Genomic DNA, 22,286 nt, shown 5'->3' with positions numbered 1-22,286 from the left:
ATTCATGGGGGAGAAATTGCAAGCACTGCCCTCAGCGGGTTAACCATAGCCCCACGACTAGGGCGCTCACGACGGTAATAAAGAACACAAGGTTGCGAACACGGGTATCGCGGCGAGGTTTCATGGCAATCTCCATCAAAAATTAACGGCGTCGTGGCCCATGGCCGTGTAAAAGCAGCACAAGCGCTGCGTCGAGCATGGTAACGTTTGCACCATACTATGTGCATCGTAATGTTCACATTTACGAGCGTCACCTGACGCGCCAGATTTTCGCAGTGAGACCCACTTTTATGAACGACGCTTCCCGAGTAGGCACGGCTCCTCAACCGCTTTCGTTGGCCAATGGACGGCTAGCAGCGCTGAGCTGGGGGCGGCAAGATGCGCCCACCTGGCTGGCGCTACATGGCTGGCTGGATAACGCGGCCAGCTTTACACGCTTGGCCCCGCGCTTGGTGAGCGCACTGGGCATTCGGATTGTAGCGATTGATTTTCGTGGCCACGGGCACTCCGCTCATGCCCCTGCTGGCAACGACTACGCGCTATGGGATTACACCCATGATGTGCTGGATGCCATGGAGGCGTTGGGCCTTGAACAGGCCACGCTGCTTGCCCACTCCATGGGGGCGGCGGTCTCTTGCCTGCTGGCCGCGGCGTTACCGGAGAAGGTCGCCCGGTTAATTCTGATTGACGGGTTAGGTGCGCTGAATACACCGGCACAAGAGACGCCCAGCCAACTGCGCAAAGGCTTAATCGCTCATCGGCGGCCGCCTTCCCGCGCGCCCCGCTACCTAGATATTGAGAGCGCCGTGGCGGCCCGCGTCGCAGGTGGTGTCACGCCGCTGGATAGCCTCACTGCTACACCGTTAGTGGAGCGTAATACCCAGGCCACCGCCGATGGCAAAGTACAAATGCGTACCGATAGCCGCCTGCTCAAGCCCTCGCTGGTGCGCTTTACGCCGCAGCAGGTGCTGGCCGTTTTGGCTGAGATCCAAGCCCCCGTGCTATTAATAGAAGGAGAACAAGGGATTTTGGGCGAGCGCGCCTGGGCAGCCCAGGCAAGGCAGGCGATGCCGCGGCTCACCCGGCACGTGCTGGCAGGTGGTCACCATCTGCATTTGGAACCACAGGCCGTTGAGCGTGTGGCCGAGGTGATTTGCTTAGAAGGCTGCACGGCCAGTTAACGTCGCATCGAAAGAAAAGCGCGTGCGTATGAGACGCCATGCCACAAAGGAGGGGCAGAACGTGGTCAGCCAATTAACGGGGAGGACGCCGGGCGGTGGCAATAAAGTAGCGCTGGTGCTCGGTAGCGGCGGTGCCAGGGGCTATGCGCATATTGGCGTGATTGAAGCGCTGGAGGCGCGTGGTTTCGAGATTATTTCGATTGCCGGATGCTCCATGGGGGCGCTGATCGGCGGCATTTACGCCTCGGGCAAGCTGCCGGAGTACCGGGAGTGGGTGTGTAACCTTGATTACTTGGGCGTGCTCAAGCTGGTCGATGTGACCTGGAGCCCCATGGGGGCGATGCGTGCCAACAAAGTGATGAGCAAGCTGGAGGAGCTAGTGGGCGACCGGCTGATTGAAGACCTGCCCATTCCAGTGACCACCGTGGCCACCGACCTCGTGCGCCAGCGGGAAGTATGGTTTCAAAACGGCCCGCTGCTACGCGCCATTCGCGCCTCGATTGCGGTGCCAGGAGTGATTACCCCCGTGCACATTGGCGAACAGGTACTGGTGGATGGCGGGTTACTCAACCCGCTGCCAATGATGCCAGTGTTGGCTGCCCATGAGGCGGATTTCGTGGTGGCGGTGAACGTCACCGCGCACAGCCCGCAGCCGGTCACGCTGGAGGAGCTGCTGCCACAAGAAGAGAGTAGCGACAGCCGCACCGCCCTGGAGCGGGATCGCGACGCCAATATTGGCGGCTGGATGGAGGAGGTGCGCGCGACCACGCGGCGGCTATGGGGTGGCCTAGGCGGCAGCAGTGAAGAGAGCGACGACGATGAAACAGTAGACCTGCGCGGCAAGCGCGAGTGGGGCAAGCTGGATATGATTCTGGAATCGTTTGATATTACCCAGGCAGCGCTGGCGAAATATAAGGTAGCCGGCTACCCACCGGACGTGCTGATCGAAATTCCTAAAACGGTATGCAGCACCTACGAGTTTCACCGGGCGAAGGAGCTCATCCGCTTAGGCCGCCATTTGGCCGATGAAGCCTTGGAGCGGCGCATGCCTAGCATTGCCTCTGACGCTACTAAATAAACAACATGAATTACTGCCCGCGTTTGCGCAGCAAAATATACACCGCCCCGGTGCCGCCATCGATATCCGTGGCAGAGCAGAACGCCAGCACGCCGGGCCACTCGCGCAGCCACGCATTGGTGTGGCTTTTCAGTACCGGGAAATCAGAGGTGGTGCCCCAGGCTTTGCCATGCACCACCAGCACACAGCGCAGCCCTTGGCCTGCGGCATCGCGAAGAAAGCTCTCTAGCTCTAACCGCGCCTCTTCCAGGGTATAGCCGTGAAGGTCTAGCCCTGCCTGCCAGGCCATTTGGCCGCGCTTCAACTGGCTAAACGTGCGCCAGGGCAGGTCGGGCACGCTGAACTCTAAATACTCTGATGGCCGTACGGCTTCCACCCGACCATCAGACGTGCGCCCGCTGGTTTGCAGTGTATTGCTCTCTACCGCCGCTCGGCGGCGCGCTTCGCTGGCGTCTGACTGGCGTTTGGGCTTACCGGGGTCGGCTTGGTTGGTGGCAATACGGCGTACGCCTGCCGCCTGCAGCGCTTGGCGAAAGGCACTGATATCGTCATCGTTGGGCAGGTGTCGCGTCATGGTCGGCTCGAATCAACTAAGTAGTGGTGAAAAAAGGGGCGGTGGATAAGAAAACGCTAAGGCGAGACAGTATAGCGAGCTTGGCGCTGCTGTGAACCGGGCAGCGTCAAAGGTACAATCCCCCAACGAACTTTTGACGCCAGGAGCCCTTGTGACCACGCACCTCTCTGATGAGTCCTCCCCCTCAACGTTATCACTGCCTGATACGGCGCTGATAAGCGATCTTTACACACTGCGGGACTATTTGCGCTGGGTATCCAGCGAATTCTATCTGGCGGGGTTGCACTATGGGCACGGCACGCAGTCACCCTGGGATGAGGCGGTCGCGCTCTGCTTAGGCGCGCTGCACCTGCCTTGGAACGTCGACCCCGCCGTGCTGGATGCGCGGCTGCTGCCAGTTGAGCGCGAGCGGATTATTCGCTTAGCCCGGGAGCGTGTCACCACGCGCCGCCCGTTGCCTTATCTACTGGGAGAGGCCTTCTTTGCAGGCTACCCGTTTAACGTGGATGAGCGCGTGCTGATTCCCCGCTCGCCGATTGCCGAGCTGATCGAAGATGGCTTTGCGGCCTGGTTTCCAGAAGAACCACCCGCCCGCGTGCTGGATTTATGCACCGGCTCCGGCTGCATTGGCATCGCCACGGCGCTGGTGCTGCCGACCTGCGAAGTGGCCCTGGCGGATATCAGCCAGGATGCCTTGGCCGTGGCACGGCAGAATATTACCCGCCACGATGTCGGCGACCGCGTGCGCGCCGTGGAATCGGACGTGTTCAACGGCCTGGAAGGGCAGCGCTTTGACCTGATCGTTTCCAACCCGCCCTATGTGGATGAGCGCGACTTAGCCACGATGCCCGCCGAGTTCCGCCATGAGCCAGCCCTAGCGCTGGGAGCGGGCAGCGACGGTCTTGATATCGTGCGGCGTATTCTGCGCGAGGCCCGCCAGCACCTAACTTCAGAGGGCTGGCTGATTGTTGAAGTTGGCAACTCTGACCGCCATGTGGAGGCCGCCTTCCCCGAGGTGCCCTTTATCTGGCTTGAATTCGAGCGTGGCGGCCAGGGCGTGTTTGCCCTGAGCGCCGCTGAACTCGACGCCCATGCGGCGTCTTTTGCGTGAGGAATTAACGCCCATGTCTGGCAATACGTTTGGCAAACTATTTACCGTCACCACTTTTGGCGAAAGCCACGGCCCCGCATTAGGGGCCATTGTGGATGGTTGCCCTCCTGGCATTGCGATTAGCGAAGAGGACCTGCAGGGCGACTTAGATCGCCGCCGCCCCGGCAGCTCGCGCCACACTACCCAGCGCAAAGAACCGGATCAGGTGCGCATTCTTTCCGGCGTGTTTGAAGGCAAAACCACCGGTACCTCGATTGGCTTATTGATTGAGAATACCGACCAGCGCTCGAAAGATTACTCTAAGATCAAAGACCAGTTCCGCCCCGCCCACGCGGACTACACCTACCATCACAAGTATGGCCATCGTGACTACCGGGGTGGCGGCCGTTCCAGCGCCCGCGAAACCGCCATGCGCGTGGCGGCGGGTGCCATTGCCAAAAAGGTGCTGGCGGCACAGGGCATTCAAATCCGTGGCTATATGAGCCAGCTTGGCCCGATCAAGATCGAGTTTAAAAGCTGGGAGGCTGTCGATCAGAACGCCTTCTTCTGCCCCGACCCCGATAAAGTAGCCGAGCTGGAAAGCTACATGGATCAACTGCGACGGGACCAAGACTCCGTGGGCGCGGAAATTACCGTAATTGCCGATGGCGTACCCGTGGGCCTGGGCGAGCCAGTCTTCGACCGTCTGGATGCTGACCTAGCGCACGGTTTGATGAGCATTAATGCGGTAAAAGGGATCGAGATTGGCGCGGGCTTTGGCTGTATTGCTCAGCGCGGCAGCGAACACCGCGACGAGATGACACCGGAAGGCTTTCTCTCCAACCACGCGGGCGGCGTGCTGGGTGGTATTTCCAGCGGGCAGCCCATTGTGGCTCGGTTGGCACTGAAACCTACCTCCAGCATTACCACGCCGGGCCGCTCCATTGATGTCCATGGTGAACCAGTCGAAGTGATTACCAAAGGGCGTCACGACCCTTGTGTGGGCATTCGAGCGACGCCCATTGCCGAAGCCATGATGGCGATTACGCTGTTGGATCATTGGCTGCGCCACCGGGGCCAAAACGCTGATGTTAGCGTTGATACACCGCGATTAGGTCAGCGATAACGCCAAGGTGTGCTGAGTGGTTCGCTGCTACACTCAAGGAAGACGGTTAAGGAGTCGCCTATGAAAATTAACGTTGAGTTTGACCTGACGCCGGCTGAGTTTCGGCAGTCGCTAGGGTTGCCGGATGTAGAGGCGTTCCAGCAGAGCCTGCTGGATAATATTCAGCGGCAGATGGAATCAGGGGTAGAAGGTTATGACCCCATGAGCTTAATGCGCCCTTTCCTGCAGCAACCCATGATGCAGCAGGGGCTTTCACAGGGGCTGGCTAACTTTGGCACCTATCAGCAAATGATGCTGGATATGCTGCGTCAGGCCGGTAGTACCCATACGGGTGGTGCCAGTAACGGCACCCAAGATAGCGAACCATCGTCAGCGGCAAACGAGAAAAGTACCAAGGCGAAAGCCACGGCCTCTTCTCGCTCTCGCGCCAAAGAGTAGGCGATAAAGGCGCTATCAAATACGTGGCACTGTGAGGCTGAGTCAGAGGCGGCTGTAGGGTATGCAGAGGGGCCGTAGGAAGCTCCTTGTTGCAAAGCAGCATGCTAAGCATTACTCTTTTTGCAGTGCAGCAATTTGCGATGTGATGAGCCACTCCAGGCTCATGCCAAGGAATGAGAGACAGGAGCAACCACAATGCAAGACAAAATGATGGACGCCTTTAACGCCCAAACTCGCCAGATGTTTGAGCCGATGCGCAAGATGAACTCGCTGATGCTCAATAACATGGAAAAAATGACCCAGTACCAGCTGGAAGCGATGAAACGCTACAGCCAGATGGGCACCGAGCGCATCCGCAGCGCGACAGAAATTAATGATGCCGAGAGCCTGCGCGATTTCGGTACCAAGCAAGCGGAAATGATGAACGAGCTTTCTCAGCAGATGCAGGAAGACGCACGGGTGATGAGCGAGATGAGCTTGCAGTTCAAATCTGAAATGGAAAAGCTGTTTAGCGAAGCCGGACAAAAAATGAGCGAACAAGTGAGCGCTACAGCCAAGGGTGAACAGCCCGCGAAGGCCTCAAGCCAGTCGTCTCGTAAAAGCTAATCGTCAGTAGTGTCCGCGGCGCCTTTGAGGCGCCGCGTTCTTTTACAGCGTTCTTAAGCGTGTTGCCAGGGCAACCATTGCTCAGTTGGTGAGGGGGAAAGTCGTATGCAGTCAGGGTGGAAAATGCCGTCTCAACCGTTGTCCCAGCAAGATATGGAGGCATGGAAGGCACAGCTTGACGACATAAGTGAACAGTACAAAGGTCTGCTAGAGGACCTGCTGTCACGTATGGCGCCCAGCGAAGCCGCTGACTCCGTTTATAGCGACATGCGCGAAAGCTTTGAAGCCGCTGCTCGTTCGCTGATGAGTAACCCGAATTTGCTGTGGCAAACCCAGTCGCGCTTGATGCAAGACCAGTGGTTGCTGTGGCAGCAGGGTGTACGCACCATGGCCGGTGAGCAGGTGGCCCCCCTAGTAACGCCGCCCAAGAACGACCGCCGTTTTAAAGATGAGGCCTGGACCACAGACCCCTACTACATGGCGATCATGCAGCAGTATTTGCTGTTTTCGCAGATGGTCGAAGAGCTGATTAACGATCTGGATGTAGACCCTACCCTCAAGCGCAACTTAACGTTCTACGCGCGCCAGTTGGTGAATGCGATGTCGCCTACCAACTTCGTCTCCACCAACCCGGAAGTGATGCGCCGCACCCTGGAAACCAAGGGGCAGAATCTCGTCGATGGCCTCACTCGGCTGCGGGAAGATTTAGCCAACTCAGCGGAAGGCATCAACGTACGCATGACCGACCGCAGCGCCTTTGGCGTGGGCGAGAACATTGCCGTAACGCCTGGCTCTGTGGTGTATGAAAACGAGCTGATTCAGCTGATTCAGTACACGCCAACCACCGAAAACACCTTTAAAACGCCGCTGCTGATTGTGCCGCCCTGGATCAATAAGTACTACATCCTAGACCTGCGGCAAGATAACTCGCTGGTGAAGTGGTTGGTGGATCAAGGCCACACGGTATTTCTGATCTCCTGGCGTAACCCTGGCCCCGAGCAGCGCGACATTACCTGGGCCGACTATATGCAGATGGGCCCCATCAGTGCGATGGAAGCGATTGAGCAGGCCTGCGGCGAGAAGTCAGTCAACCTGCTGAGCTACTGCGTAGGCGGCACGCTGACCGCCTCCACCGTGGCGTATCTCACCAGCACTCGCCGTGGCCGTAAGGTGAAGTCGGTCACTTACATGGCCACGCTGCAGGACTTCCGCGATCCGGGCGATATCGGCGTGTTCCTAAACGAGCGCGTGGTGCAGGGTATTGAGCAAACCATGCAAATGAAGGGCTACCTGGATGGCCGCTCCATGGCCTACACCTTCAACCTGCTGCGGGAAAATGATCTGTTCTGGTCGTTCTATATCAATAACTACCTGAAGGGCGAGACTCCCACCGCCTTCGATTTGCTCTACTGGAATACTGATGGCACCAACCTGACGGCAGGCACCCACGCTTGGTACCTGCGCCATATGTATCTGGAAAACCGCTTGGTAGAGCCCGGTGGTATCGAGCTAGACGGGGTCAAAATCGACCTGCGCAAAGTCTCAACACCCAGCTACTTTGTCTCCACCAAAGAAGACCATATCGCCAAGTGGAACAGTACCTACTACGGTGCACTGCTACCCAAAGGCCCGGTAACCTTCGTGCTGGGCGGCTCTGGGCATATTGCCGGTATCGTGAACCCGCCCCATAAAAACAAGTACGGCTACTGGACCAACGACACGCTGCCCGAGACCCACGAGGAGTGGATGGAAGGCGCTACGTTTAACGAAGGCTCCTGGTGGCCCCATTGGCAAGCCTGGATGACCGACAACGGCTACGTGGATACAGACCCGAAGAAACTGGTACCTGCCCGCCAGCCAGGGGAAGGGGAGCTAACAGTGATCGAACCCGCGCCGGGCCGCTATGTGCGGATGACGATTCCCGAGGTGCTAGGGGAAATCCCCAGCAGCACTTAATCCGGCGCTTAGCAGACGGCTTTTTAAGAAGCCGCCTAAAACGAAGCCCCCTGCCACGAATGTGGCAGGGGGCTTTTTCATGGCCGAGGTGCTGTTGGCATCAACGCCGACGCACAAACCCCGGCAGCAGGAACAGCCCAGCGAGTAGCCAAATGGGCAGGCTGCCCATGCGGGTAAACGGGGTGAGCCCTTCCATGGCGTAGAATTCGCCCGTGAGGTAGGTGGTTTCAAACTGTGGGGCGCGGTCTACCAGTTCGCCACGGGGGTTAATAATGGCGGTGATGCCGTTGCTGGTAGCGCGAACTACGTAGCGGCCATTTTCCAGCGCACGCAGGCGGGCCATTTGCAGGTGCTGGTGCGGGCCAATGGAGGCACCAAACCAAGTGTCGTTGGAAACCGTCACGATCACGCCGCTATCGGCGGCCCGCTGTGCGACGAGCTGTGGGTAGATGATTTCGTAGCAAATGGCGTTACCGATCGCCACTCCTGCTGCTTGCATCGGCACCTGCTCCGATGCGCCTTTGCTAAAGCTGGACATCGGCAGGTCAAAGAAGTCGATGGTCCCGCGCAGCAGGCTCTCTAGCGGCAGGTACTCCCCAAACGGCACCAGGTGCTCTTTCTGGTAGCTGCCTTCCACGTCGCCTACGCCAATCACGCTGTTAAAGTAGCGGTTATTCTCATCTAGCTGAACGATGCCGGTCAACAGGGCGGCTTCTGGCGGCAGGTTGGCCTGCACGCGCTCAAGCACTGGCCGTGCTTGGCTATCAATCATGGGTAGCGCGGTTTCAGGCCATAAGATCAGATCCGCTTCATCCGCCACTTCGCGGGTTAAGTCGCTGTAAATATTCGCAGCGGTGCGCTGGCCTTCAGGCGTCCATTTTAACAGCTGGGGCAGGTTGCCCTGCAGCAGCGCGACGCGAGTGGGTTCTCTTACCGGCGTTGTCCACTGGCTTGGCAGTACGACAGGAGCTAGCCAGATAGCGGCCAGCGGTAGCGCTGCCCACCACTGGCGGCGCAGCAGTTCCGCCCCTAACGTGCCGGTAAGCACCACCAGCAGCGAGAGTAAGTACACACCTCCAACGGGTGCCCAACTGGCCAGCGGAGAATCCACGTAGCTGGACCCCACCAACAGCCAGGGAAAGCCGGTGAACAAGTAAGTGCGCAGCACCTCGCCCAGCACCCACGCACCAGCAAAGGTGAGCAGCGCCCAGCGGGGGCCGATGAAGCGGCGGTAGAGCCAGAACGTGCCCGCAAAGAACAGCGCCAGCACGCTCACAAACAGCGCGGTTAAAAAGACCGCGAGCGGCACACCGGTGTAGCCGTAGTCGTGAATCGATACGTAAACCCATGAGGTGCCGCTAGCAAACAGCGCCACGCCATACAGCCAGCCTTTTAACGCGGCTTGGCCAGGGCTTAAGGTATGCAGCCCGACATACAGCAGGCCAATGGCCACAGGGCCAAGCCACCAAAGCTCAAACGGGGAAGCGGTAAGCGTGGTAAAGCCGCCAGCCACTAAGGCGGCTAGCAGCTGAAACGTCAACGTGGGTGTGAACCCCATAACGATATCCTATCAACAGTGTGAGGTAGGCAAGGTGAGGGCGACAGGCTAGTCGTCTTGGCTTTCGTCTTCCGTAGGTTCGCTATCGCGATAGGCCTCAAGTAGACGTATCCGGCGGTTATCGGCGTTCAGAATCACAAACCGCCAGCCGCCTAAGCTGGTGTGCTCGCCTCGGCCTGGCAGATGACCAAACTGCTGCATCACAAGGCCGCCCACCGTATCGAATTCGTCATCAGAGAATTCGGTGCCAAAGCGCTCGTTGAAATCTTCAATCGGGGTGAGGGCGCGAATCGCGAAGTGGCCGTTCTCCAGCGTGCGGATATCGTCCTCTTCATCGGTATCGTGCTCATCTTCGATATCCCCGACAATCTGCTCAAGAATATCTTCAATGGTGATGATGCCCGCCGTGCCGCCGTACTCATCCACCACGATCGCCATATGGTTATGGGTTTCGCGGAACTCTTTGAGCAGCGTGTTCAAACGCTTTGACTCAGGAATAAACATGGCAGGGCGCAGCACGTCTTCCAGCTTGAACGCATCGCGGCTCTCTTGCGATTGCGACAGCAGCGGCAGCAGGTCTTTGACCAGCAGGATGCCTTTTACGTCGTCCAGGTTTTCGCCCACCACCGGGTAGCGTGAATGGCCAGTCTCTTGGATCAACGGTAGGTAGTCATCCCGGGTTTGGTCAAGGGTAATCGCCGATACCTGAGAGCGTGGGATCAAGATTTCACGCACTTGCTGATCGCTGATCTCAAGCGCGCCCTCAATAATCATGATGGCGTCTTGATCCAGCTTCAGTTTCCCTGCGGTGTGGCGTAAAAACGTCATCAGCTCGTCTCGCGAGCTGGGTTCGTCATTGTCTCCGGAAAGGGCGCCAAAGAGTTTCTCGAGCCATGATTTTTGATTGGGGTTGCTCGATCGGTCTTCGCTCATTGCGTCAAATCTCTCTCAGTTACGGACAGAATGTTACGGAAAAGGTAGTTCGGAAAATATTGTACGGAGAAGCGGTCACGAATGGGTGACCACGCTTCAAGTGACCGTTTTATCACTGAGTGACAGCAGACACCACCCTAAACGTACGTTTGGCTCAAGGTAGCAGCTTACACGTGATAAGGATCAGGAATATTAAGGGTGGCCAGCAGCTCGCGTTCTAGCTGCTCCATCTCTTCGGCTTCCTGCTCTTCGATATGGTCGTACCCCATCAGGTGCAGGGTGCCGTGTACGACCATGTGGGCATAGTGGTGGGCCAGCGGCTTCTGCTGCTCTTCGGCTTCACGGGCGACTACGGCATGGCAAATAATCAGGTCGCCCAGCAGCGGCAGGGTAATGCCGGGTGGGTTTTCAAACGGGAAAGAGAGCACGTTGGTGGGCTTATCTTTTTCCCGGTAGTCACGGTTAAGCGCCTGGCTCTCTTCTTCATCCACAAAACGAATGGTGAGCTCTAGGCGGTCATCATCCGGGTGGCGAGAAAAGACACAGCCCACCCAATGGGTGAGCTGTTCAAGCGAGGGTAGCAGTGGCTCATCAATCGCCGCTTGCCGGTCGATTATGATGTCGCTCATCGTTAGGCTTCTCCCGAACGTTCGCTATTTCGCTCTAACGCCTGCATACGCGCTTCACGCTCTTGCTGGCGTGCTTCGCGGCGGGCGCGCTCTTGAACTTCCTGCTCGGATTCAAACTCGTCGTAAGCCTCAATGATGCGCTGAACCAGCGGGTGGCGCACCACATCTTTCGCGGCAAAGTGGGTCACGCCGATTCCTGGCGTATCTTTGAGCACGTCGAGCACTTGCGAGAGGCCTGAACGCTGCCCGCGCGGTAAGTCGACCTGGGTAATATCCCCGGTAATCACGGCGGTGGAACCAAAACCAATCCGCGTCAGGAACATTTTCATCTGCTCCGGCGTGGTGTTCTGGCTCTCATCCAGAATGATGTAGGAGTTGTTCAGCGTACGGCCACGCATATAGGCCAGCGGAGCAATCTCGATCACCTGACGCTCGATCAGCTTCGCCACCTGCTCAAAACCGATCATTTCATACAGCGCGTCGTACAGCGGGCGCAGGTAGGGGTCGATTTTTTGAGCAAGGTCGCCCGGCAAGAAGCCGAGTTTCTCACCGGCTTCTACCGCTGGGCGCACCAGCAGAATGCGGCGCACTTCTTGCTGATTGAGCGCTTCTACCGCAGCGGCCACGGCCAGGTAGGTTTTACCGGTACCCGCTGGCCCAATGCCGAAGTTGATATCGTGTTCGCGAATGCTCTGCACGTAGCGTTGCTGATTCAGCCCGCGTGGCTTAATCATAGTGCGCGGCGTGCGCATGATGACTTCATCGCTACCGCCTTCGCCATCGTCTTCCTCTTCCAGGGCTTCAAGCCCGGATTCTTGGAGGAACAGATGCACGGTATCCGCCGATAGCTCGTCGGCGGCGGTTTCACGGTAAAGGTGTTCCAGTACGTTAGCCGCCGCTTTAATACGGTTAGCGGCACCGGCCAGCTGAAATACGTTGCCACGGTTGCGTAACGTCACATCCAGGCGGCTCTCAATCAGCTTTAGATGCTCGTCCTGTTGGCCGCAGAGGCTAGCGAGACGCTGCGGGTCATTGGGTTCAAGGCTTAGGGTGATAATGCGATTGGCCTGAGGTGATGGCTGGCTCAAGAGTAAGAAACCCGTCAGTTGATGTGTGTGAGACTCAGCTTACTGCCCCGGCGGTGCCGGGGCAATTACCTACGATAAGCAAGCGATCAATAACGCTCGGCAGAGGCGAGTTCAGCGCGCAGCGAATTGGGCAGCGCTTCGGTGATCTCTACATCGACAAAGTAGCCGATTAACTCGGTAGGATTGGCAGCGCGGAAGTTCACCACGCGGTTGTTCTCGGTACGCCCAGAAAGCTGGCCGGGGTCTTTCGGAGAAAACCCGGTCACCAGAATGCGCTGAGTAGTGCCCACCATACGGCGGCTAATCTGAGCGGCCTGCTGAAGGATGCGCTCTTGCAGAATAGCCAAGCGCTGCTTCTTCACGCTTTCAGGGGTGTCGTCTGGCAAGCCGGAAGCAGGGGTGCCGGGGCGCGCCGAGTAAACAAAGCTGAACGAGTGATCGAAACCGATACGGTGGATCAGGTTCATCGTGGCTTCGAAATCCTCTTCTGTTTCACCGGGGAAGCCGACAATAAAGTCAGAGGAGAAACTGATATCCGGGCGGTTAGCGCGGATACGTTCCATCTTCTCGATGTACTCTTCCGCCGTGTGGCCGCGCTTCATGGCGCTCAGAATACGGTCAGAGCCAGACTGTACCGGCAGGTGCAGGTGGCTTACCAGCTCAGGAATATCCGCATAGGCGTCTACCAAGCTATCCGTAAACTCCACCGGGTGAGAGGTGGTGAAGCGAATACGGTCGATGCCATCCACCGCTGCGATACAGGCGATTAGCTCGGCAAGGTCAATCTCGTCGCCGTCTTCGTTGTCGCCACGGTAGGCGTTCACGTTCTGGCCCAGCAGGTTGATTTCACGCACGCCCTGGTCGGCTAAGTGCATGACTTCATCCATCACCGCTTCAAACGGGCGGGAGACTTCTTCACCGCGAGTGTAGGGCACCACGCAGAAAGTGCAGTACTTGGAGCAGCCTTCCATCACCGATACGAACGCCGTGGCGCCATCCGACTTGGGCTGGGGCAGGTGGTCGAACTTCTCGATTTCGGGGAAGGTGACATCTACTGCCGCAATCTGGTTGTTCTTGCGGGCGTCGAGCATCTTTGGCACCCGGTGCAGGGTTTGCGGGCCAAAAATCATATCTACGAAAGGAGCGCGTTTACGCAGCGCTTCACCTTCTTGGCTGGCCACGCAGCCGCCCACGCCAATCACAAGGTCCGGATTGGCGTCTTTGAGCTTTTTCCAGCGGCCTAACTGGTGGTAGACCTTATCCTGAGCTTTTTCACGAATCGAGCAGGTGTTCAGCAGAATCACATCTGCTTCCTTCTCGTTATCGGTTAGCTCCAGCTGGTGAGATTCGCCGAGTAGGTCCGCCATACGCGAGGAGTCGTACTCGTTCATTTGGCAGCCGTGCGTTTTGATGAAGAGCTTCTTCGCCATCGGTACCTGTCATCTATGGGTCGTCGGGGGAGACGAGGGATGAATGAAATAACGGTTGGGCAGCGATTGGTGCGGCCGTTGAATGCCTGCATTATACGGATACACGAAACCAGGGGCTAGGCATTCCCCCGTAATCGATACTTGACCCGCGCGTTTCAATCAGTATACTACGCACCGTGTTTGAGCAGTTCCTCGATAGCTCAGTTGGTAGAGCAAATGACTGTTAATCATTGGGTCGCAGGTTCGAGTCCTGCTCGAGGAGCCAAAACACTTGTTAGCACAATTGCTTAGACTGCTTTAAGTAAGTGTTAATAAGTGATAGGCTCTGGTTCAAACGCAACAGCAAATGATGTTCCTCGATAGCTCAGTTGGTAGAGCAAATGACTGTTAATCATTGGGTCGCAGGTTCGAGTCCTGCTCGAGGAGCCAAGCTGCTGTTCTGCTAAAGATTTTCTGTTGTTCCCCGATAGCTCAGTTGGTAGAGCAAATGACTGTTAATCATTGGGTCGCAGGTTCGAGTCCTGCTCGGGGAGCCATCTAGCGTATCACCTTTCCTATCTGAATGATTTTATCGCCCATTGCCACCTGGCATCTTGGGTGTTTTTACGTGTGTATTTGTTAGCTGTCCGTCCCTTCTTAACGCCTGCCTATCGTATGGCGTACACTATGTTTCCAATTCATGGCGTGGGAAGGTGTCGTGGGAGAAGCGGCTAGCCTGCAGGCGCTGCAGGTCTTTAAGTGTTTGAGTGATGAAACGCGGCTGATGCTGGTGCTGCTGATTGCTAAAGAGCAGTCGCTGTGCGTGTGTGAGATGACCTATGCGCTGGAGGAGTCTCAGCCCAAGGTGTCTCGCCATTTGGCGCAGCTGCGCCAGTGCGGCCTGCTGATGGATCAGCGGGAAGGGCAGTGGGTCTATTACCGTTTAGCGCCGCAGCTACCTGCCTGGGCGCAGTCGATTATTGAATCCGCTGCGCAGGGGAGTGCCGTGCAGCTTAACGCGCTGACGCAGCGTTTGACGCGTATGGGAGATCGCCCTGCGCGGCGTGCCGCGCTCTGCTAGCGGTTATGATTTAGTCAGCACACACAAAAACGCCAGCCCGAGGGCTGGCGTCTTCGTACTTAGGGTAGCTCAAGCCGTTTACTTAACGCTTGGCCATGCGCTGTTGGTTTTGCAGGTGTACATAGTCAAGCAGCACTTCGGCGGCCTCGAGCACGTGCGCACGGTCGACCGGCACTTCTTCTTCGTTGCCTTCCGTTTCGCCTTCGCTTTCTACTTCAGCGTCTTCTGTCGGGGTGGTGCCGTCGCTACGCGCATCCATCCACTCTTCCAGTTCAGGCAGCCCCAGGGCGCGGCGGCGCTGGTTTTCCAGCGAGAGCTGTTCGGCTTCTTGGGCTTCTAGCTCGCGTTGGCGCTGCTCCCGGTTCAGGCTGACGCTGGTGTGCTGTTCACGCAGCTGGCGAGCCAGCGTGGATTGGCGCTCCAGGTAGCGGAAGTTGGGGTTCTCTTTGGCGCGCTCTTCATGGCGAGTAATCAGCGTCGGCAGTACACGTTCCGGCTCTCCGTAGCGGCGGTACTGAACGTTTTTCACGGTGTCCCAGGCCAGCGCGTTGTCCAGGCTGCTCTCGCCAATCCGCTCTGGGTCAATCAGGCTGGGGAAGGTGATGTCCGGCTCTACGCCGCGGTTCTGGGTGCTGTCGCCAGAGATACGGTAGAACTTGGCGCGGGTGAGCTTGATCTGGCCGTGGCTAAGCTCGTTTAGGGTTTGAACGGTGCCTTTGCCAAAGGTAGACGCGCCCACCACAATGCCGCGGCCGTAATCCTGAATGGCACCGGCGAAGATTTCAGACGCCGAGGCCGAAAGGCGGTTCACCAGCACGGTGAGCGGGCCGTCGTACACGGTGCCTGCTTCGGTGTCGCCGTACAGCTGAATGCGGCCCTGGGCATCGCGTACTTGCACGGTGGGGCCGCGGTCAATAAACAGGCCGATCAGCGAGTTGGCTTCTTGCAGTGCGCCGCCGCCGTTATTGCGCAGGTCCAGCACGATGCCTTCAACACCCTCTTTTTTGAGGTTGTCGATTTCACGGGCCACGTCGCGGGTAGTACTGCGGTACTCTTCTTCACCGGCCTGCCAGGCGTCGAAGTCCACGTAGAAAGTGGGCACATTGATGACGCCGATGCGGTGTGGCTCGCCGTCACGCATCACTTCGATCACTTCGCTGTGGGCGGCTTGATCTTCAAGGCTCACCGTATCGCGGGTGATTTCGACGATTTGCGAGCGGGTCATATCCACCGCCTGGGCCGGCACCACGTCCAGGCGGACCACGGAGCCTTTCGGGCCGCGAATCAGGTCGACGACGTTATCCAGGCGCATGCCCACCACGTTGACCATCTCTCCCTCTTCCTGGCCCACGGCGATAATGCGGTCGGCGGGCTCTAATACGCCTGCGCGATCCGCGGGGCCGCCGGGTACGAGGCTAGAGACCTTGACGTACTCGCCGTCGGATTGCAGTAGCGCGCCTATGCCCTCCAGCGAGAGGCTCATTTGAATGTCAAAAGATTCGCCTTGGCGAGGGGAGAGGTAGCCGGTATGCGGGTCGATGGTGCCGGAGACAGCCGCCATCAGCAGCCCAAAGACATCTTCCGATTCCGTTTGGCGTAACCGCGAAAGCTGGCCTTCATAACGTTGGCGCAGGTTGTCTTCGATCTGCTCTGCGTCTTGGTCGGTGAGGGCGAGGGTCAGGGCGTCGTTTTTCAGCCGTTTGCGCCATAGCTCATCCAGCTCGCTTTCGCGGCTGGCCCAGGGAGCGTCTTCGCGGTTGACTTCCAAGCGTTCGTTGCTATCGAACTCCAACGATAAACCGTCGTCCAATTTGGCAAGCAGCCATTCCAAGCGGTTGGTGTGCCGCTCGCTGAGACGGTTGTAAAGTGCAAACGCATCGTCTAGGTCGCCGTCGAACAGCGCGTCGGCCATGTCGTCTTCGAGGTGGCGATAGGGTTCGATGTCACGGTTCAGTAAGTAGCTGCGCTGACCATCAAGAATGTCCAGATAGCGCTGGAAAGCTTCCTGTGACCACTGTTCGTCGAAATCAATATCGGCATAATGGCCATAGCGGAGGGCTTCCGCAATTTCCACCGCCGCTTGGCGTTGTTCGTCGGTCGGCGCAAGTTGCGCCAGCGCTGCCGGGCTGGTGATCACCAGCATTACGGCAAGGGCGACCGAGCGCGAAAGCGTTGCAAACAAGCTCATCAGTCAAGCTCTCCCGGATTTGTGTACACTCATTCTTCCCTAGACCCGCAGTCAGCCTATGAGTTGCGTAGGCCGAGGGAGCATTGTAGCAGGTCATTTCCCCTGTGAGACTCAATCATTACTGTTATGAGGAATTCCATGTCCGAGGCTTTCAACGCGGAACGTTTAACGCGGCTGTGCGATTTTCTGCAGCAGTCGCCCACGCCATGGCATGCGACTCAACGCATGGTCGAGCGTTTGGAGCAGGCGGGCTTTGCGCGCCTGGAAGAGACCGCGAACTGGCAATTGTCGCCAGGAAAGCGTTACTACGTGACGCGCAACGACTCGTCGGTGATCGCGTTTCAGCTGCCCGCTGGCAAGGTGACCAGCCTGCGCATGCTGGGTGCTCACACCGATAGTCCAGGGCTGCGCTTGAAGCCCAACGCCACCCAATATTCAGCAGGTTGGCTGCAGTTGGGCGTGCAGGTTTACGGCGGCGTGCTGTTGGCCCCCTGGTTTGACCGAGATTTGGGCTTGGCGGGCCGCGTTCACGTGCGCCATGCCGATGGTCGCTTGGAGAGCGTGCTGCTCAACGTGGCGCGTCCGATTGCGATGATTCCGAGCTTGGCGATCCATATGGACCGCGATGTAAATGCGGGGCGCTCGATCAATCCGCAAACACAGATGGCGCCGGTGCTGATGCAGAGCGATACCGCCAAGCTGCACGAACTGCTGGGGCAGTGGTTGGAAGAGCAGCATGGCCTACGCGCGGTCGAGGTGGTGGATTTCGAGTTGGGTTTTTACGACGTTCAGCCGCCATCACTGGTCGGGCTGCGCAAGGAGCTGCTGGCCAGCGCGCGGCTGGATAACCTACTGTCGTGCTTCGTGGGCCTGGAAGCGCTGCTGGAAAGCGATGGTAGCCAGGGCGCGCTGCTGGTGGCGAATGACCATGAGGAGGTGGGTAGTGCCAGCGCGTGCGGTGCCCAGGGGCCGTTCTTGAGCGACGTGCTGAAACGCTTGAATGCCCAGGTGGGCGGTGGCAGCGAGGAGTCGTTGATCCAGCTGATTCAATCGTCGCTGATGATTTCCTGCGATAACGCCCACGCGCTGCATCCAAACTTCCGCGACAAACACGATGAACGCCACGGTCCGGCCATTAACGGCGGCCCGGTGATCAAGGTGAACGCCAGCCAGCGCTACGCTACCAATAGCGTCACCGGCGCGCTGTTCCGGGACGTGTGTCGCGAAGCAGATGTGCCCGTACAGTCGTTCGTCACACGGGCGGATATGGGCTGTGGCAGCACCATAGGGCCGATTACCGCCACGGAAGTGGGCGTGCCGACCATCGACGTCGGGTTGCCCCAGTGGGCGATGCACTCGATTCGTGAAACGTCCGGTACGCGAGATGTGGATTACCTGACGCGGGCGCTGACGGTGTTCCTGAACCGCCCGACGCTCTCCTGAGCTAACCAAGAAAAGTCTAGAAACGAAAAAGCCCGCTGACTGAGTCAGCGGGCTTCTGCTATTGCTAGCGGTATTCGGTGTTGGTGGCTACGCCCTGATTTGAACAGGGGACCCCATCATTATGAGTGATGTGCTCTAACCAGCTGAGCTACGTAGCCGTTCAACGGGTGCGAATATTACCCAGGGGTACGCCGCCCGTCAAGCATTTGTTTCTTTTCTCGCTTATACATTGAAGCGGAAGTGGATCACGTCGCCATCTTTGACGATGTAGTCTTTACCTTCCAAGCGCCATTTGCCGTTATCTTTGGCACCTTGCTCGCCGCCCAGCGTGATGTAGTCGTCATAGGCGATGACTTCAGCGCGGATAAAGCCTTTTTGGAAATCGGTGTGAATCACACCGGCGGCCTCGGGTGCGCTAGCGCCCTGTTTCACGGTCCAGGCGCGCACCTCTTTCACGCCTGCGGTGAAGTAGGTTTGCAGGCCAAGCAGGGCGTAGCCCGCGCGAATTACGCGGTCTAAGCCCGGCTCTTCCATGCCCATTTCGGAGAGGAACATGCTGCGCTCTTCATCTTCGAGTTCGGCAATTTCGGCTTCTAACTGGTTGCACACCGGCACGACGACTGCACCTTCTTCGGCGGCGATCTCTTTGACGATATCCAGGTAGGGGTTGTTCTCAAAGCCATCTTCATTGACGTTAGCAATGTACATAGTGGGCTTGAGGGTCAAAAAGCCAAAGCTTTTTACCTGACGTTTTTCGTCGTCATCCAGGCCAAAGCTGCGCAGCGGCTGGCCTTCGGCAAGATGCGGCAGGATTTTGTCCAGCACGGCTTTGGTGGCAATGGCGTCTTTATCACCGCCTTTCACTGAGCGCAGTAGGCGCTGGCTGGCTTTCTCGACGGTGTCTAGGTCGGCCAAGGCGAGCTCAAGATTGATGGTCTCGATGTCGGCGCGGGGATCTACTTGGTTGGCGACGTGGATCACGTTGTCGTTATCGAAGCAGCGCACCACGTGGGCAATGGCTTGGGTTTCACGAATGTTGGCCAGGAACTTATTACCCAGGCCTTCACCTTTGGAGGCACCCGCCACGAGGCCTGCGATATCCACAAACTCCATGGTGGTGGGCAGCACTTTCTCAGGCTTTACGATGGCCGCTAGCGCATCCAGGCGTGGGTCTGGCATCGGGACGATGCCAACGTTGGGTTCGATGGTGCAGAACGGGAAGTTCTCTGCATCAATCCCTGACTTCGTCAACGCATTGAACAGCGTGGATTTGCCTACGTTGGGTAGGCCGACAATACCGCAGTTAAAGCCCATAAGTAACTTCCTGGCCGCTAGGGCGGCGCTACCAATAAAGCGCCTGCCAAGTGTGAAAAAAGCGCGTGCGTAACGCGTAGAGAATGTGTGCTGAAAACGTGCTGCTATTTTACGCTATGTAGGCGGTTCATGGCTTTAGCCCAGTCGCCGGAAAGCGCAAGCGGAAGCGTGGCTAGGCACTCATCCAACGAGCGCTCAATGGCTTCTTGTTCGGCTTTGCCAGGGCGGCCTAGTACATAGTTCACTACTTGGCGCGCCTCGCCGGGATGGCCGATGCCAATCCGCAGCCGATGAAACTGATTTTGGTTGCCAAGGGCGCTGATAATATCCCGCAGCCCGTTGTGGCCGCCGTGCCCGCCGCCGGTTTTATAGCGTGACTGCCCAGGGGGGAGGTCAAGCTCATCGTGAGCGACCAGTAGGTTGTCTGGGGTAAGCTTAAAAAACTGGGTTAGCGCTGCCACAGCCGCACCGCTGCGGTTCATAAAGGTGGTGGGGTTGAGCAGGTGCAGCTCATGGTCACCCACGCGGGCTTTGGCGTATAACCCTAAAAACTTTTTCTCAGGACGCAGTTCGGTGTGGGCGCTGCGTGCAATGGCGTCCACTAGCCAAAAGCCCGCATTATGGCGGGTGGCGTCGTATTCTGCGCCTGGGTTGCCCAGTCCTATAATGGCCGTTACCTGGCTCATTTTCCCACCTCCAACGGTTCTGGAAGATATATCGTTGACTCACTGGCAGCTGCTTTGCAGATAAGCAGGGTGGCGCCACGCTGCAAAAAAAAATCAAGCGCCGAAGCGCTTGATTTTAACATCCTTGGGCCATGCGGGCATGGCCCAGGCGGCACTGGTCAGCATACGCTGGCAGCACCTTTAGCAAGGCTTACTCGGCGCTGGCTTCTGCGTCGCCTTCGCCTTCTTCTTCGTCACCGCCACGTACTTTCACTTTGGTGATGCTCAGAATGGCGTTGTCGTGCTCTTCACCGTGGGACAGGTCAACAGAAGTGACGCCAGCCGGCAGGGTCAGGTCAGACAGGTGCAGGGTAGTACCCAGCTCAACGTTGCTGATGTCCACTTCCAGGAAGTCCGGAAGGTCTTTCGGCAAGCAGCTGATGGCGACTTCGTTAGCCAGGACGTGCAGTTCGCCGCCTTGGTCTTTGATACCTACACACTTCTCTTCGTTCACCACGTGCAGCGGCACGTTCATGGTGATTTCGTGAGTAGCATCAACACGCAGGAAGTCAGCGTGGGTCAGCAGCGGCTTGAACGGGTGACGCTGCAGGTCACGAACAACCACTTGCTCTTCTTTACCGTCGATCACCAGTTTGATGACAGAGGAGAAGAAGGCCTCGTCTTCAATCGCTTTGTAGAACGCAGTTTTTTCTACAGAGATAGACTGAGCACCTTTCTCACCGCCGTATACAACGGCCGGTACTTGTTGGTTCGCACGACGCAGGCGGCGGCTCGCACCTTTCCCCAGGTCGTTACGAACGCTGGCTTGCAGGATAAAATCAGACATGGAATTTGCCTCTTGGTTTAAGTAAGGAAACGCCGCCGTCCGCGACCAGACGACGACGTTTCCAGGGCCCCAGTTGGGGGCTTATAACGTCAGGCGTTAGTGGAACATCGCGCTGACGGATTCTTCGTTGCTGACGCGGCGAATCGCTTCCGCAATCAAGCCAGCAACGCTCAACTGGCGAATCTTTCCGCTACGACGCGCATGGTCGGCGAGCGGAATGGTGTCGGTCACGACAACCTCGTCCAGTACAGAGTTGGTGATGTTGTCGACCGCAGGGCCGGACAAAATCGGATGCGTAGCATACGCGACGACGCGCGCAGCGCCGTGGTCTTTCAGCGCTTCACCGGCTTTACACAGTGTGCCAGCGGTATCAATCATGTCATCGACGACCACACAAGTGCGGCCTTCGATTTCACCGATAATGTGCATCACCTGGGCTTGGTTGGCCTGGGGGCGACGCTTGTCAATGATAGCCAAATCAGCATTCAGCTGTTTGGCGATGGCACGGGCACGCACAACGCCGCCAACATCGGGGGAAACAACCACGAGATCGTCGTAGTTTTGACGCTCGATGTCGTCCAGCAGGATCGGTGAGCCGTACACGTTATCAACCGGTACGTCGAAGAAACCTTGAATTTGGTCGGCGTGCAGGTCCATGGTCATTACGCGATCAACGCCTGCTTTCACCATCATATCCGCCACAACTTTTGCTGAGATGGGAACGCGGGCGGAGCGTACACGACGGTCCTGGCGGGCATAACCAAAGTAGGGAACCACTGCCGTAATACGGGCAGCCGAGGCGCGACGCAGAGCGTCGACCATCAGGATCAGTTCCATCAGGTTGTCGTTCGTCGGGGCACAGGTGGATTGCAGGATGAAGACATCCTTACCACGCACGTTCTCATTGATCTCGACCGCGATTTCGCCGTCGCTAAATTGACCCACCGTGGCGTTACCCATACGGCTGTCTAAGCTCTCGGCAATCTTTTGAGCGAGTTCGGGATTGGCGTTCCCGGTGAAAACCATCAATTTTGACACGCGCAGCCACCTTTGCAGTGTTGGGGATCAGGGGAGAAAACGCA

General features: G+C 57.7%; 20 protein-coding genes and 4 tRNA genes. 12 read left to right on the top strand and 12 right to left on the bottom strand.

The window, feature by feature from the left end; translation table 11 throughout:
• Positions 1-290: 290 nt before the first annotated feature.
• The gene (locus AC13CY_RS08195; RefSeq protein WP_074211620.1) at positions 291-1,181 is read left to right on the top strand and encodes an alpha/beta fold hydrolase; all 891 of its coding nucleotides are present in this window, start codon (positions 291-293) and stop codon (positions 1,179-1,181) included.
• Positions 1,182-1,242: 61 nt separating this feature from the next.
• Positions 1,243-2,259 carry a patatin-like phospholipase family protein gene (locus tag AC13CY_RS08190; RefSeq protein WP_058577559.1) on the top strand — a complete coding sequence of 339 codons (1,017 nt, stop codon included), beginning with the start codon at positions 1,243-1,245 and terminating at the stop codon, positions 2,257-2,259.
• A 10-nt stretch (positions 2,260-2,269) separates the two neighbouring features.
• On the opposite strand, the gene AC13CY_RS08185 is transcribed toward AC13CY_RS08190, so the two are convergent.
• Positions 2,270-2,833: a Smr/MutS family protein gene (locus AC13CY_RS08185; protein WP_062359166.1), complete on the bottom strand. Its 564-nt coding sequence runs from the start codon at positions 2,831-2,833 to the stop codon at positions 2,270-2,272.
• A 151-nt stretch (positions 2,834-2,984) separates the two neighbouring features.
• On the opposite strand from AC13CY_RS08185, the gene prmB reads away from it, so the two are divergent.
• The 5 genes from prmB (at position 2,985) to phaC (ending at position 8,049) form a co-directional block, all read left to right on the top strand.
• Positions 2,985-3,944, top strand: coding sequence for a 50S ribosomal protein L3 N(5)-glutamine methyltransferase (gene prmB / locus AC13CY_RS08180; protein ID WP_137093894.1), 960 nt, complete (start codon positions 2,985-2,987; stop codon positions 3,942-3,944).
• A 13-nt stretch (positions 3,945-3,957) separates the two neighbouring features.
• Positions 3,958-5,049, top strand: a complete 1,092-nt coding sequence (gene aroC, locus AC13CY_RS08175; RefSeq protein ID WP_062374301.1) for a chorismate synthase — start codon at positions 3,958-3,960, stop codon at positions 5,047-5,049.
• Between the two features lie 60 nt (positions 5,050-5,109).
• Positions 5,110-5,487, top strand: coding sequence for a hypothetical protein (locus AC13CY_RS08170; RefSeq protein WP_172416017.1), 378 nt, complete (start codon positions 5,110-5,112; stop codon positions 5,485-5,487).
• Between the two features lie 195 nt (positions 5,488-5,682).
• Positions 5,683-6,093, top strand: a complete 411-nt coding sequence (locus AC13CY_RS08165; protein ID WP_044628239.1) for a phasin family protein — start codon at positions 5,683-5,685, stop codon at positions 6,091-6,093.
• A 105-nt stretch (positions 6,094-6,198) separates the two neighbouring features.
• The gene (gene phaC / locus AC13CY_RS08160) at positions 6,199-8,049 is read left to right on the top strand and encodes a class I poly(R)-hydroxyalkanoic acid synthase (protein ID WP_483052448.1); all 1,851 of its coding nucleotides are present in this window, start codon (positions 6,199-6,201) and stop codon (positions 8,047-8,049) included.
• 100 nt (positions 8,050-8,149) lie between these two features.
• Here phaC and lnt read toward each other — a convergent pair whose 3' ends face one another.
• The 5 genes from lnt to miaB form a co-directional block, all read right to left on the bottom strand.
• Complete coding sequence (gene lnt, locus AC13CY_RS08155) at positions 8,150-9,607, bottom strand: apolipoprotein N-acyltransferase (RefSeq protein WP_074210856.1); 1,458 nt, start codon at positions 9,605-9,607, stop codon at positions 8,150-8,152.
• Between the two features lie 48 nt (positions 9,608-9,655).
• Positions 9,656-10,540 carry an HlyC/CorC family transporter gene (locus tag AC13CY_RS08150; protein WP_044628236.1) on the bottom strand — a complete coding sequence of 295 codons (885 nt, stop codon included), beginning with the start codon at positions 10,538-10,540 and terminating at the stop codon, positions 9,656-9,658.
• Between the two features lie 167 nt (positions 10,541-10,707).
• Positions 10,708-11,169, bottom strand: coding sequence for an rRNA maturation RNase YbeY (gene ybeY / locus AC13CY_RS08145; protein WP_062359162.1), 462 nt, complete (start codon positions 11,167-11,169; stop codon positions 10,708-10,710).
• 2 nt (positions 11,170-11,171) lie between these two features.
• On the bottom strand, positions 11,172-12,257 hold the full coding sequence (locus AC13CY_RS08140; protein WP_044628234.1) for a PhoH family protein: 1,086 nt from the start codon (positions 12,255-12,257) through the stop codon (positions 11,172-11,174).
• Between the two features lie 86 nt (positions 12,258-12,343).
• Entirely contained in the window at positions 12,344-13,687 is a 1,344-nt protein-coding gene (gene miaB, locus AC13CY_RS08135; RefSeq protein ID WP_483052447.1) for a tRNA (N6-isopentenyl adenosine(37)-C2)-methylthiotransferase MiaB, read from the bottom strand.
• A 189-nt stretch (positions 13,688-13,876) separates the two neighbouring features.
• On the opposite strand from miaB, the gene AC13CY_RS08130 reads away from it, so the two are divergent.
• The 4 genes from AC13CY_RS08130 (at position 13,877) to AC13CY_RS08115 (ending at position 14,747) form a co-directional block, all read left to right on the top strand.
• A tRNA-Asn gene (locus AC13CY_RS08130) sits at positions 13,877-13,952 on the top strand.
• A gap of 88 nt (positions 13,953-14,040) precedes the next feature.
• A tRNA-Asn gene (locus AC13CY_RS08125) sits at positions 14,041-14,116 on the top strand.
• A gap of 31 nt (positions 14,117-14,147) precedes the next feature.
• A tRNA-Asn gene (locus tag AC13CY_RS08120) sits at positions 14,148-14,223 on the top strand.
• A 143-nt stretch (positions 14,224-14,366) separates the two neighbouring features.
• The gene (locus AC13CY_RS08115) at positions 14,367-14,747 is read left to right on the top strand and encodes a metalloregulator ArsR/SmtB family transcription factor (RefSeq protein WP_170968105.1); all 381 of its coding nucleotides are present in this window, start codon (positions 14,367-14,369) and stop codon (positions 14,745-14,747) included.
• Between the two features lie 82 nt (positions 14,748-14,829).
• Here AC13CY_RS08115 and AC13CY_RS08110 read toward each other — a convergent pair whose 3' ends face one another.
• Complete coding sequence (locus AC13CY_RS08110; RefSeq protein WP_483052446.1) at positions 14,830-16,935, bottom strand: carboxy terminal-processing peptidase; 2,106 nt, start codon at positions 16,933-16,935, stop codon at positions 14,830-14,832.
• A gap of 138 nt (positions 16,936-17,073) precedes the next feature.
• Between AC13CY_RS08110 and AC13CY_RS08105 the strand changes: the two genes are divergently transcribed.
• Complete coding sequence (locus tag AC13CY_RS08105) at positions 17,074-18,378, top strand: M18 family aminopeptidase (protein WP_286702145.1); 1,305 nt, start codon at positions 17,074-17,076, stop codon at positions 18,376-18,378.
• 81 nt (positions 18,379-18,459) lie between these two features.
• Here the strand turns inward: AC13CY_RS08105 and AC13CY_RS08100 are convergent.
• The 5 genes from AC13CY_RS08100 to AC13CY_RS08080 form a co-directional block, all read right to left on the bottom strand.
• A tRNA-Met gene (locus AC13CY_RS08100) sits at positions 18,460-18,536 on the bottom strand.
• A 64-nt stretch (positions 18,537-18,600) separates the two neighbouring features.
• Positions 18,601-19,692 (bottom strand): redox-regulated ATPase YchF, encoded by a 1,092-nt coding sequence (gene ychF / locus AC13CY_RS08095; RefSeq protein ID WP_058577613.1) that lies wholly within the window; start codon positions 19,690-19,692, stop codon positions 18,601-18,603.
• 104 nt (positions 19,693-19,796) lie between these two features.
• Positions 19,797-20,378: an aminoacyl-tRNA hydrolase gene (pth, locus tag AC13CY_RS08090; RefSeq protein WP_054644979.1), complete on the bottom strand. Its 582-nt coding sequence runs from the start codon at positions 20,376-20,378 to the stop codon at positions 19,797-19,799.
• 190 nt (positions 20,379-20,568) lie between these two features.
• A complete protein-coding gene (locus AC13CY_RS08085) occupies positions 20,569-21,204 on the bottom strand; it encodes a 50S ribosomal protein L25/general stress protein Ctc (RefSeq protein WP_044628228.1) in 636 nt (211 codons plus the stop codon).
• A 96-nt stretch (positions 21,205-21,300) separates the two neighbouring features.
• Positions 21,301-22,242, bottom strand: a complete 942-nt coding sequence (locus AC13CY_RS08080; protein WP_172416021.1) for a ribose-phosphate pyrophosphokinase — start codon at positions 22,240-22,242, stop codon at positions 21,301-21,303.
• Between the last annotated feature and the right edge of the window lie 44 nt (positions 22,243-22,286).

This window comes from Vreelandella sp. L-15 (assembly GCF_056857635.1).
Note: the sequence above shows the minus strand (reverse complement) of the source record. Positions and strands in the feature narration are given on the sequence as shown.